The organism is Desulfobacterales bacterium (assembly GCA_030066985.1).
GTDB lineage: Bacteria > Desulfobacterota > Desulfobacteria > Desulfobacterales > JAHEIW01 > JAHEIW01.
On sequence record JASJAN010000036.1, the window covers coordinates 68,977 to 80,920 of the forward strand.

General features: G+C 48.9%; 10 protein-coding genes. 6 read left to right on the forward strand and 4 right to left on the reverse strand.

Annotated elements, in window-relative coordinates; translation table 11 throughout:
- The first annotated feature begins 14 nt into the window (after positions 1 to 14).
- Both QNJ26_17650 and QNJ26_17655 read left to right on the forward strand, forming a co-directional pair.
- Positions 15 to 239, forward strand: coding sequence for a rhodanese-like domain-containing protein (locus tag QNJ26_17650; protein ID MDJ0987369.1), 225 nt, complete (start codon positions 15 to 17; stop codon positions 237 to 239).
- A 3-nt stretch (positions 240 to 242) separates the two neighbouring features.
- Positions 243 to 851: a sulfurtransferase gene (locus QNJ26_17655; GenBank protein MDJ0987370.1), complete on the forward strand. Its 609-nt coding sequence runs from the start codon at positions 243 to 245 to the stop codon at positions 849 to 851.
- Between the two features lie 75 nt (positions 852 to 926).
- Here the strand turns inward: QNJ26_17655 and QNJ26_17660 are convergent, their stop codons facing one another.
- From QNJ26_17660 to QNJ26_17675, 4 genes are all read right to left on the reverse strand, one after another.
- The gene (locus QNJ26_17660; protein MDJ0987371.1) at positions 927 to 1,763 is read right to left on the reverse strand and encodes a M48 family metallopeptidase; all 837 of its coding nucleotides are present in this window, start codon (positions 1,761 to 1,763) and stop codon (positions 927 to 929) included.
- Positions 1,764 to 2,055: 292 nt separating this feature from the next.
- Complete coding sequence (locus QNJ26_17665; protein MDJ0987372.1) at positions 2,056 to 4,065, reverse strand: PAS domain S-box protein; 2,010 nt, start codon at positions 4,063 to 4,065, stop codon at positions 2,056 to 2,058.
- A gap of 20 nt (positions 4,066 to 4,085) precedes the next feature.
- Entirely contained in the window at positions 4,086 to 5,405 is a 1,320-nt protein-coding gene (locus QNJ26_17670) for a histone deacetylase (GenBank protein ID MDJ0987373.1), read from the reverse strand.
- A gap of 186 nt (positions 5,406 to 5,591) precedes the next feature.
- The gene (locus QNJ26_17675; GenBank protein ID MDJ0987374.1) at positions 5,592 to 7,277 is read right to left on the reverse strand and encodes a hydantoinase/oxoprolinase family protein; all 1,686 of its coding nucleotides are present in this window, start codon (positions 7,275 to 7,277) and stop codon (positions 5,592 to 5,594) included.
- A gap of 297 nt (positions 7,278 to 7,574) precedes the next feature.
- Here QNJ26_17675 and QNJ26_17680 point away from each other — a divergent pair, with 297 nt between their 5' ends.
- The 4 genes from QNJ26_17680 to QNJ26_17695 form a co-directional block, all read left to right on the forward strand.
- Positions 7,575 to 8,003, forward strand: a complete 429-nt coding sequence (locus QNJ26_17680; GenBank protein MDJ0987375.1) for a MaoC family dehydratase — start codon at positions 7,575 to 7,577, stop codon at positions 8,001 to 8,003.
- The gene (locus tag QNJ26_17685; GenBank protein MDJ0987376.1) at positions 8,000 to 9,352 is read left to right on the forward strand and encodes a hypothetical protein; all 1,353 of its coding nucleotides are present in this window, start codon (positions 8,000 to 8,002) and stop codon (positions 9,350 to 9,352) included. Before QNJ26_17680 ends, QNJ26_17685 begins: the two co-directional genes overlap by 4 nt.
- Positions 9,353 to 10,054: an alpha/beta fold hydrolase gene (locus tag QNJ26_17690; protein MDJ0987377.1), complete on the forward strand. Its 702-nt coding sequence runs from the start codon at positions 9,353 to 9,355 to the stop codon at positions 10,052 to 10,054.
- Positions 10,055 to 10,313: 259 nt separating this feature from the next.
- On the forward strand, positions 10,314 to 11,944 hold a 1,631-nt coding region (locus QNJ26_17695), incomplete at its 3' end, for an acyl CoA:acetate/3-ketoacid CoA transferase (protein ID MDJ0987378.1).

Sequence of the window (11,944 nt, forward strand, 5' to 3'; positions counted from 1 at the left end):
CTTAGGAGGCACCTATGGTCAGCTTAAAGAAGCTTTTTACACCCGTCAAATCCCTGAATAGTGAAACGGCAAAAAAGTTTATCGCTGAGCACAAAGAAGGCACTTATACGCTGTTGGATGTGCGTCAGCCCGGTGAATATGAAGGCGAACATATTCCCGGTGCGAAACTCATCCCGCTGCCGGGATTAAAGGACGGGTTAAAGCAACTGGATAAAAATAAGCCGGTCATCGTTTACTGAGCGGTGGGAGGACGCAGCCAGGCGGCGGCGCAACTGTTATCCGGTTTGGATTTCAAAGAAATTTATAATCTTCAGGGCGGTATCAAGGCCTGGCTGGGAAAAACAGCAGACGGGCCTCAGGAGCTTAATCTGGAACTGGTGCGGGGTGATGAAACGCCCTCTGAAATGATTGCCCTGGCTTACGGCATGGAACTGGGACTCGGCGTATTTTATCAAAAGCTGATTGAAACCACCCAGGATGCAGATCTTAAAGCACTATTCGGCAAGCTGGCTGAAATCGAAGGCCATCACAAGAAACGCCTGTTTGATTTGTTATCCGAAATTGAACCGCCCGGCATGGATATGGCGGCTTATGAAGCCAATATTCGGCCGGCCATTCTGGAGGGGGGCTACCAGCTCGATGTATTCTTAGAGCAAAATAAAGCTTTCCTGCAGACGGTCTCAGATGTGCTTGATTTGGCTATGATGCTGGAAACCCAGGCGCTGGATTTATATATGCGCTTTGCGGATAAAAGCGCTGACACTGGCAGTCAACAAGTGCTTTTCAAATTGGCCGATGAGGAAAAAGCCCACCTGGAGGCTTTGGGGCAACTCATCGAAAAAAAGGTTTAGCCCGTTAAGCCCGTTGCCCGTTCGCTTGTTTACCGGCTCAACGGGCTCAACCGGCTAACAAAATTTAAGATGGCTTCAGATTTTTTTATAGTATACCAGCGCCTCCGGAATATACTTTTTAATATTGGCGATACGGGTGGCAGGCGCCGGGTGAGTGGACAAAAGCTCTGGCGGACGCCGCCCGGCCTTCTGGTTCATTCTCTGCCAGAATCCAACCGCTTCGCGGGGATCGTAACCGGCGCGGGCCATCAGTGTTAAACCGATTCGGTCGGCTTCACTTTCATGCAGACGACTATAAGGCAGCAGCAATCCAACGGTGGCACCGGCGCCATATGCTTGCATGAAGAGATTTCGTGTCTCGGACGAATTTTCGGAAAGCGCGACTGACAATGCCACGCCCCCCATCTGAGCCAAAAGCGCCTGGCTCATTCTCTCGTTTCCGTGACCAGCAATGGCATGGGCCACCTCGTGCCCCAGTACGACAGCCAGGCCGGTTTCATCGCGGGTGTACTTGAGAATGCCGGTATAGACAGCCGCCTTGCCGCCGGGCATCACCCAGGCATTGGCAGTTTTATCATCTTCGATCAAATTGAATTCCCAATTCAAATGCTTAATCTGAGACTGCATTCCAGCGTCTGCCAGAAATTCTTCGGCCGCCTTGGCGATTCGGAAACCCACCCGACGCACCATTTTAACTTGCTTTTGATTCGTCGATAATTTGCTCTGGCTTAATACTTTATCATACTCCTGCAAACTCATGGTCGCCAGCTGAGATTCCGGCAGCAGCTGCAGGCTCTGGCGGTTGGTGATGGGTACCTGAGCACAGGCGACTGCCATTAGGCAAACCCATATGGCCAGCCAAACACGGGCAACCCGGTTCGAGATTGTGTACATATTTATCTTAGGCTCCATTGTTATGGCTCCTTGCTTTTGTTAAATTAGGTGTCAGGTGTCAGGTTTCAGAAAAAGATGACATCATCCGAAACTGATAATTTTGGATGTCATCGGTTCTTTATTCGGACAATCAGAGCGGTTTCTGACACCTGAATCCGCCTGCGGCGGAACACCTGAAACCATGATGTTTATACATTCAGACGCTGATGGTTTATGTTAAGTCGACAACACCATGCGGTCAATGCGCTAACGCTGATCTAAGTCTGTGAGAATTGATTTGCAGGAGAAACAGAAGGGGACTGGACAGCCGTCAATTGTCTAATATTTCCCTTATCTTATGCGAAAGCTTTTTTAGATTGAAGGGTTTTTGAATGAAACCGTTACAGCCTTGTTTCATGATGGCAGATGCTCGGCTATCAAGGCTATAACCGCTGGAAAGTAAGATTTTAGCATTCGGTTTTAGAGCCCGCATGTGGCTAAAGGTTTCACCTCCGCTCATATCGGGCATAATCATATCCAGGATGACCAGCTCGATCTGGTCCCGGTGGCGCTTGAACAATTTGATAGCTTCGGCGCCGCCGTCGGCCACCAATACCGTGTACCCCAGTTTTTCAAGCAGATCCTTGCCGATATCAGAGACCATTTCCTCGTCATCAACCAGCAAGATCATCTCAGTACCGCCTTGGGCTTCTTCGAGTTTAAGATTGACAGAAATCACCCGTTTGTCTGATGCCGGCATATAGATTTTAAAGGTGGTTCCGTGTCCTTTTTCACTGTAAACATTGATGATGCCGTTATGGTTTTTGATGATGCCGTAGGCGCTCGCCAGACCCAGACCCGTTCCTTGGCCAAATGCTTTGGTGGTAAAAAAAGGTTCGAATATTCTTTCCTGGGTGCTTTTGTCCATCCCAATACCGGTATCTGAGATCGTTATGCGCACATATTTTCCAGAATCGATGGCGTATGGTTTGTCATAATCATGCGCCTGCAGATTAATGTTTTCAGTCTCTACATAAAGGTTGCCGCCACCCGGCATTGCCTGCCATGCATTGACGAAAAGATTGAGTAAAACCTGCTCGATCTGGCCTCGGTCCACATCGACCGTATAGAGGTCCTCCTGAAATTTTTTGTGGATCGTTATTTCTTTGCGGGCCCGGCTAAACATATCCGCGTTTTTGTTGATCAGAGCGTTCAAATTTGTCGTTTTTACCTGGTATTTACCCCCACGCGCAAATCCCAATATTTGCCGCGTGAGATCAGAGCCCCGCTTAACATAGCTTTCCATATTATTGAGAAACTCTTGATGGGGATGATCATCGGTCAGGTCCATTTTCATCAGCGAGATATTGCCCTGAAACCCCATCAGTAAATTGTTAAAGTCATGGGCAATTCCGCCTGCCAAGGTGCCGATGGCTTCCATCTTCTGAGCATGCTGCACCTGAGATTCAAGACGCTTTTTTTCTTTCTCCGTCTGGATACGTAAGGTGACATCGCGCATGATGCCGCGAAATCCGATCGGTTGGTCTTCGGCATCACGCATCAGCGAAGCCGATAATTCCAACGTCTTTTTGGCGCCATTTTTGGAAATGATTTCATATTTAGTAATTTTTACCGCTTCTCCGGTACGATAGACCCGGTTAAAGGTTCGATACATTTTACGAGCGGTTTCCGGTGATGTGTATTGGCGATTGTTCATCCCCATTAAGGCATCATGCTCATATCCGATTATCCGACACACGCGATTATTAAAAAAAGTAAAATCCCCTTTGAGATTGACTTCAAAATAGCCTTCTTCGATGCTGTCCAGAATGTTGCGATATTGCTTCTCAGATTCCATTAAGGCTTCCTGGGCTGATTTACGCTCGGAAATATCTTCCATAATGCCCAACCAATATTGAATGTTGCCGTCCTGATCTTTGACGGCTGAAGCCCTCACAATGGCCCATAGAATCTGACCATCGCTCTTCAAATAGCGTTTTTCGGTCTGGTAGGATGCGATGCGGCCTTGTCTGACGGCGTTGCTCAGATCAATGGTTTCCTGACGGTCGCCCGGGTAGGTAATATCGACAAAGGTCATCTTTTTGATCTTATCTTGTTCATATCCCAGCATCTGAAAAAAAGCGTGGTTGGCTTCCAGGATATAGCCCTGTGGATTTGCAATCACAATGCCCAGAGGTGCGTCCTCGAACACAGTCCGAAACCGAACGGCATCATGGCGGTATTGCTCTGCGAGACGGCTGATGTCGTCAGCAGTCTGTTCAGCTTGATCGCGGTCTTTCTTTTTGTTGAAACGATCGTTTTCAATTAGCGGTTTAGCCATAATGTCGTCAATACCATCAGTTATTGTTTGCCGTGAACATTGTATTTATCTGTGCTGCGATCCTGTAAAAATTTGAAGTCGAAGCGATCCAATTCAGCTTCCTCATACCAGCGATATCCCATATCTTGGCAATCCGAACAAGCAAAAAACGGAATATGAACAGCCAATATGTGCTGGCCCCGATCCGAGGCCGAGTCAATCTGCCAGACACCGCCGCATTCGGTACAGGTTTTAACCTGCTCGGTTTGGGTTTCTGTTATCCCATCGGTATCATAAAAAATCTGGCGCTGGCGTTCAAAGATGTTGGCTTTTGATTGAACCTGCGTTTGGATATGTTGACGCTGTTGCCAATAGCTCAAAATCGTATCAGCGACCTGTTTAATGGATTCGCTGACATCAGGGCTCTGACGGATTTTAGCGGCGTCATAGTCGGGTTCTCTGACGTGACTGTAATCCAGCCCGGCCATGGCCAAAATAATGCCCACATTCACATACGGCAGGGCACCCTCGATGGAATAGCCGCCTTCCAAAACGGCGATATCCGGTTTTAAAAGTGCGGTTAGTTCGGCGTATCCTTGGGCCGAAAAATTCATATTGGTGATCGGATCCGTGTAATGATTGTCCTGACCGGCGGAATTAATAACGATGTCAGGCTTAAAATCTTCCAGAATGGGCAACACCACCTCCTTGATGGCATACAGAAATCCATCTTCGGAAGTATGCGGTGGCAATGGGATATTAACGGTGGTTCCAATGGCATTCGGTCCCCCGAGCTCAGTCAAAAATCCGGATCCGGGGTATAAAGTGCGACCGTCCTGGTGAATGGAAATAAACAGGGTGTTGGGATCGTGCCAGTAAATATCCTGCGTTCCGTCGCCATGATGGCAATCGGTGTCGACGATGGCCACCTTGGCCACCGGGTAGGCCGCTCTGAGATATTCGATCATGACGGCTTCAATGTTGATGTTGCAAAATCCGCGTGCACCATGGACAACACGCATGGCATGATGACCGGGTGGTCTCACCAGTGCGAATCCGCGCTGGATTTTTTTGTCCATCACCGCCATTCCAATGGTTTTAGCGCCCCCGGCACTGATAAAATGCGATTCGGTCGTTACCCGTGATACATCCGGGACACAGAAATGGACACGCTGGATATCGTTCAGGCTGACCGGTTCGGGCTTGAGTTCTGTAATGCCCGCAATATCGAAAAGACCCTCTTCGAAGATTTGATCCTGGGTATACAGGAGCCGCTCTTCGCGTTCCGGATGCGTAGGGCTGATGGCCCAGTCAAAGGCCGGGAAGAATACCAGACCGGTTTTATGTTTTGCTTTTAACATATGAATCCGATTTTAAAACACATGCTGCTTTTTTAAATGTAAGTTGTTTTCTTTCTCAGGCGCAAGGCTCACGGCCCAAGGCGCAGGGTTAGATCGTATCGTTTTACTCATTTTTGCCTTGTGCCTTATGCCGTGAACCGTTTGCCAGAAATTTAGCACCATCAAATTTATGAAAACCTACGACGTTTAATTCGCAGGTAGCTTGCGAAGTATATGATCGTATCCCTGAATCAGTCCGGGTTTGATCTGCGCCTTAACCCGGATGTTCTTCCCGGTGGTGTTGAAACCACGCACCATATTGAATTCCATCTCTTGCGTAATTTCCGTTTCCAGATAATCCGGGTTTGCCCCGCGATCAATCCCTTTTTGTTTGAGCAAAGCCAGCGCAGTGTCGATGGCATCCTTGCGGTCAAAACTTTTGTCAATTCGCTGGCGGTAATTTTCTTTCGGTGCGGCAACAATTTGTCTTTCCGTATCTGCAAAGACGGAGACTTCACAGGTGGTGCGGGCCAGGGCCGCACCGATGGCATTGGCGACCTCCCATTTCGGAACGACCCGTACCTGGGCATCGGTCAATTTTTGTAAATGTTCAGCAAAATACGGGGCTGGACCGCCTAGCACCATAATCGCCGCGGGCTTTACCCGGTATCCCTCCATTAGCTCATGAACCGTATAAACTGGTTTGCTGTTGATGTGCTCAATAAACGCCTGAGCCTCAGTGAGTATCGTTTTGCAGGCCAGGTCAAAAACATCCTCAGCCAGCGCATCGATCGGTTGATTTCGCTTTTTGGCCATCGGTGCAAAGCCATTGACCGATTTTTCTCGATCCCCATCTGTGATCTTTCCCAGCACAATCAATGCATCTGTGGGTGTTGGTGCGGGACCGCCGTAAGCCATTGCCGCACCCCGGCGTTCGGGTCCGATTTGCAGTCCATCGTGATTTAACTTTACACTGCTGTCACCGCCCAGACCGATGGAACGCGTATCGAGTGCGCGGATAAGTGTGTGGTAATCGGCCAGTTCGATGCCCACCGGATTTAACACCGGCGCCCCCTGGATCAACAGGGCCATATCGGTTGTCGTGCCGCCAATATCCAATATCAGCGTGTCTTCATTTTCAGCACCAAAGGCCATAGCGCCCATAGCACTGGCAGCCGGCCCCGAAAGAATGGTCTGGCCGGGGAAATCGATCGATGCGTTAAAATTTATGTTGCCGCCGTCACCCTTGAGGATACGAATCGGCAGAGAAAGACCCTTGGATTCAAGAGACTTTTGAATGGACACATAAAAATCTTTGTGGATGGGATAAACCGCAGCATTCAGATAAGTTGTTGCAATTCTTCGAGAAAAATTTAGCCGGCCGGAAATTTGATGCCCCAGGAAAATTTTTTCACAAGAATTTTTCAGGATGTCAGCAATTTGTAATTCATGGTCGGGATTGCGAATCGAAAATTTTCCGATGACACCGGCAGTTTGGATGCCTTCTGCGCTGAACTGGTCAGCCACCTGTTGTATTTCTTTTGGATCGAGTGGCTGTATTTCACGACCGCGGTGGTCGATGGAACCCGAAACCGGATGATAATGCGAATTGGTTTTAAAATACTCAGGATGTATTCCAGGGCCACCGGAGACAATCATGCCCACCGGCGAAATCTTTTTCTGGACAATAGCATTGGTTGTTAAGGTTGTGCTGAGGACTATCCGGTTGATGTTTTGCAGATTGATATCAGCGGTGATGGTGTTGATTCCGGTTAGAACCGAGTTGAACAGATCGTTAGTGTCGGTGGGAACTTTGACCTGCTTTTCAAGGCCTTTATCTCCGATAAGGACCACATCGGTATGTGTACCCCCGACATCTAATCCGATAATCATGCCTATTCCCCGATCCTAATCCAGATGAAAATCGACAAATCCTATCTGATACACTCAGGGTTGTCAATGTTCAAAGGTTCCCGCCGTGGCTTGAAAAGCTTCCGACTTCGCTCTTCGAGCTGCGCCGGGACTAGTCGGCGCGGCTGGCAGGTTTGATTTTCAATATGGCCTTGGCAAACCGGGCGGAGCTTTGGCCGCAATTGAGGGCAATCCGCAATTATGCGGTGATCTGAAAACTGAGCTTGATTACCCGGGTCTTTGTTGTTTATGATGCTAATTTAAAAAAAGGAGACATAAATGATAGGTAAAACGATTGAAGCGCTAAAGGTCGGTGAAACGGCAGAGTTTGGCAAAACGATTTCTGAATCAGATGTCTATCTGTATGCCGGCATAAGCGGAGATTTCAATCCTGCGCATATCAATGAGGAATATGCGGAAAAGACGTTTTTCAAAACCCGCATTGCCCATGGGATGCTTGCCGCCGGTCTGATATCTGCCCTTTTGGGCACGAAATTGCCAGGTCCGGGAACCATTTACTTGCAACAGAGCCTTAATTTTCAGACGCCTGTGCGGATTGGGGATACGGTCACCGCGCGTGTTGAGATCATCGAAATGATCACCGAAAAAAACCGTGTGCGCTTAAAAACGGTTTGTGTCAATCAGGATGGAACCAAAATTTTAGATGGAGAGGCCGTTGTTAGTCCACCCAAGAGGAGGAAGCAATGAAATCGGATGATGCCATTCAGCAGATAAAAGATGCCTTGATTAAAGCAGAAATCCCTCCCTGGAAGGCCGAGGATCAGGCGGCTAAAATGGGATTTGCAACACCTGAGAATATTTTGGTGGGCGTAAAGGCGCGGCGCGCCTTTGTCGAGGAAAAATGCGGTCAACCGTTTTATCATATCGAGCTGCCGGAGAATCCGTATCATACGGGTTACCGCTGTCCCAAAGACGGCACACTCTGGACGCTGGCAGCAGATGATACCTATGTGCGATGCGGCTTATGTGCCACGCCGCTTGAAGCGTTGCCGGAAAAAGAGCGTCACAAACCCCTGGTCAACAATTATATCGGCGGGGTGGAGGATTATTATAGCTATGCCGGGGAAGTTACCGTTTGTGGTGATGTTGAAAAGACCTTTCAAAATATTCTGTGCTGGGGCCCGGGTGTCGGGCACCTGGGTATCAGTGTCGGATGCTTCAAAATCAATAAATACGGGCCGGTCGAGGTGAAAGTGTCGGACTGGGGCCAGGCGGCCAGGAATTTAGCATTTGTTTTTGATACCGAAGGTGAGCGCGAAAAAGCCCAGGCACTGATTAAAGCCAATCTTGCGGATATTATCGATCAAATGACCCAGGCGCAGCTGGCCGAATGGAACGGCGAGGTATTCGATGTTGATTTTTTAAACAAACAGCATCATGCAGATCGTATATTGCATTGTTGTTTTTATACCCGTTTTGCCGATCACCGCGGCCATGGCCAGACATCCCATGCAGTCGGATTGGCGAAAAATCTAATCGACGACCTGTTTGAGCGTCAAAACATCAAATGCCGGATATCGGTGGTGGCCATGGGCAGAGACGGTGATCTCAAGCCTTCGCCACGAAACCGACGCGGCCGATACGTTTCTGCCCAACAACATATTCCGCTTAAAAAGTTTGAAAAAATGATCAAGCGCCCGGTCGAAGATTTTCTGTCTTACATCGAGCTCGATCGACAGGGGGTCTTGGAAGAAATTGGATGGCCTGCTTATACCGGCATGGGGGGAGAAATTATCCCTGCTTTTTATCGAACCATGAAAAATAATCCCAGACCGTATCTGGTTTCCTGTTATCAAAAGGTTTACGCCTATATACGGGGAACCGATTTAGTCTTTGGTGTAGAGCTGCCCAATGTTGAAGTGGGCATTACCTCAAGCCCGGAAGGCATTATATCACCAATGGCCAGAGAAGCTTTAAAAATGGCCGGTATTCAAAGCGCCAAAGAATACGCTGCTGCGGCGGCGGCCATCACCCTCGGCGGTGAGTTTAACTTTGCTGTCCGCCATATTCAGGAAAAGATGTATACCGGGAGATAAATGGGCATATTACAAAAACCGATTTCTTATCCTGCCGGGGACATAATCGTTCCCGGCATTTTATGTCTGCCCGAGCATCGATCAGACAGCGCGGTCGTAGTGGTATTGCATGGGAGCGACGGCTTTAAACCCAACCATGGGGAAATAGCCATGCGACTGGCCAACGAGGGTTTTGCAGCTGTGGCATTGTCCTGGTTTGGCGGTGAATCCGCGCGTTTACATTGGAAAGAGCTGCGCGCTGATGATGTTGTCTCGGTAGTTGATTTTTTACTGCAATTGCCGTCGGTCGATGTGGACAAATTGGGCATGATCGGCTTTAGCCGGGGCGGCGGGCTGGCGCTTATCATGGCATCCATGATTCCCCAGGTTAAAGCGGTCGTTAACTATTTCGGGTTGACGGCTTGGCAGGGTGGCCTGGAAGAATTTGGACATTTGCCATTGAATCAATATGAGCCACTGGATTTTGTTCGCCACATAACCTGTCCGGTTTTATCATTTCATGGAAAAATCGATACTGTCGTTTCGGTTGCCAACACCATTGAATTAGATACTGCTTGTAAAGCATACGGCGTCGATCACCGCCATATTCTCTATCCCAGTGTCAATCATTCGTTTATCTGGCCAGGCGATAAGTATAACCACAAGGCGCATCGGGATTCCTGGGAAAAGACCCTTGCGTTTTTCAAAACCCATTTACGGTAAGTAGCTACCGCAATTTAAAGAGTTTTTCAGGTTTATCTGCGATTCCGGTCTTTTCTAAAATTGTATCCATACCCGATTAAAGGCACTAATTTTGCAATGCGAATTGAAGTGAGCGCCGTGCAATCTGCGGTCCTCCCTTTTCATACCCCGAATGTGATCAGCCTAAAAAGACCGATTTGACCGTTCATCGAAATGATTAGGGATTGGGGTAGCATTACATTTCATTTTTACAATATCATTTTGGTCAAGGAGGTGCCAAATGAAACAGGAAAAGACAGATCCAAAAACTGAATTTGCGCATCCACTCCTCTCGCAAGCGCCCGGGGCGCGTGCCAAAAAGGGAAAAGTCGTGTCAGCTGAAGAGGCCGTGCGTCTCATTCGGGATGGGGATACAGTCGCGACCGGGGGATTTGTCGGGATCGGATTCGCAGAGGAGCTTGCAATCGCGCTTGAAACCTATTTTCTGGGCAACGGGAAGCCCCAAAACCTGACGCTGCTCTATGCGGCCGGACAGGGAGATGGGGTTGAAAGGGGGTTGAATCATTTCGGTCATGAAGGTCTGGTTAAACGGGTGATTGGCGGCCATTGGGGCCTGGTGCCCAAGCTGCAGAAACTGGCGATCGACAATAAAATTGTGGCCTATAATCTGCCCCAGGGGGTGATTTCGCATATGTATCGCGATATTGCCGCCCATAAACCCCGTACCATCACCACCGTTGGTTTGGGCACATTTGTTGATCCGCGAAACGGCGGCGGTAAAATTAATTCGATGACCACCGATGACATCGTTGAACTTATGGAGTTTGATGGGAATGAATACCTGGCTTACAAAACCCTGCCCATCAATGTCGCCCTGCTGCGCGGAACCACCGCCGATACCGATGGAAATATTACCATGGAAAAAGAGGCCCTCACGTTGGAGTCTCTGGCAATTGCCACGGCGGCACAAAATTCCAATGGCTTTGTGATTGTGCAGGTCGAGCGTATTGCGGATCGGGGGACCTTGAATGCCAGGCAAGTCAAGATCCCCGGTATCATGGTCGATTGCGTGGTGGTCTCACGCCCCGAAAACCACTGGCAGACCTTTGCCGAAGTGTACAACCCGTCTTTTAGCTGTGAGCATAAAGTTCCGATGCAATCCATCGACCCCATGGAAATGAATCCTCGCAAAATTATCGCCCGAAGAGCTGCCTTTGAACTGAAAGCCAACAGCGTCGTCAATTTGGGCATCGGCATGCCTGAAGGTGTGGCTAATATTGCCAATGAAGAAAAGATCCTGGACTACATTACGCTGACTGCCGAACCGGGCGTAATCGGCGGCATTCCAGCCGGTGGTTTGAACTTTGGTGCCGCTACCAATACCGAAGCGGTGATTGACCAGCCCAATCAATTTGATTTTTATGACGGCGGCGGACTCGATATGGCGTTCTTAGGCCTGGCCCAGGCCGATAAAGCGGGAAATTTAAATGTCAGCAAATTTGGCCCCAAATTGGCCGGGGCCGGCGGTTTTATCAATATCAGTCAGAATGCCAAAAAAGTCATTTTTGTAGGCACTTTTACCGCGGCAGGTCTGAAGGTGTCCATTGAAAATGATACCCTTAAGATTATTCAGGAGGGTAAAGTCAAAAAATTTATTGATCAGGTGGAGCATGTTACCTTCAGCGGCAGATATGCCCTCGAAAAAAAGCAACCCGTGCTTTACATTACCGAGCGCTGCGTATTTGCCCTAACTGATGAAGGCATGACGCTAATCGAAATCGCTCCCGGGGTGGATCCGGCAAAAGACATTCTCGCCCAGATGGATTTTGAGCCCATCATTAAGGCGCAACCGCGCTTGATGGATAACCGCATCTTCCGCTCTGTGCCCATGGATCTCAAAGCGGATCTTTT

Excerpts from the sequence above, each read along its gene's own strand:
- QNJ26_17650 (MDJ0987369.1), top strand. The coding sequence starts at position 15 with ATGGTCAGCTTAAAGAAGCTTTTTACACCCGTCAAATCCCTGAATAGT.
- QNJ26_17660 (MDJ0987371.1), bottom strand. The coding sequence starts at position 1,763 with ATGGAGCCTAAGATAAATATGTACACAATCTCGAACCGGGTTGCCCGT.
- QNJ26_17665 (MDJ0987372.1), bottom strand. The coding sequence starts at position 4,065 with ATGGCTAAACCGCTAATTGAAAACGATCGTTTCAACAAAAAGAAAGAC.
- QNJ26_17670 (MDJ0987373.1), bottom strand. The coding sequence starts at position 5,405 with ATGTTAAAAGCAAAACATAAAACCGGTCTGGTATTCTTCCCGGCCTTT.
- QNJ26_17675 (MDJ0987374.1), bottom strand. The coding sequence starts at position 7,277 with ATGATTATCGGATTAGATGTCGGGGGTACACATACCGATGTGGTCCTT.
- QNJ26_17680 (MDJ0987375.1), top strand. The coding sequence starts at position 7,575 with ATGATAGGTAAAACGATTGAAGCGCTAAAGGTCGGTGAAACGGCAGAG.
- QNJ26_17685 (MDJ0987376.1), top strand. The coding sequence starts at position 8,000 with ATGAAATCGGATGATGCCATTCAGCAGATAAAAGATGCCTTGATTAAA.
- QNJ26_17690 (MDJ0987377.1), top strand. The coding sequence starts at position 9,353 with ATGGGCATATTACAAAAACCGATTTCTTATCCTGCCGGGGACATAATC.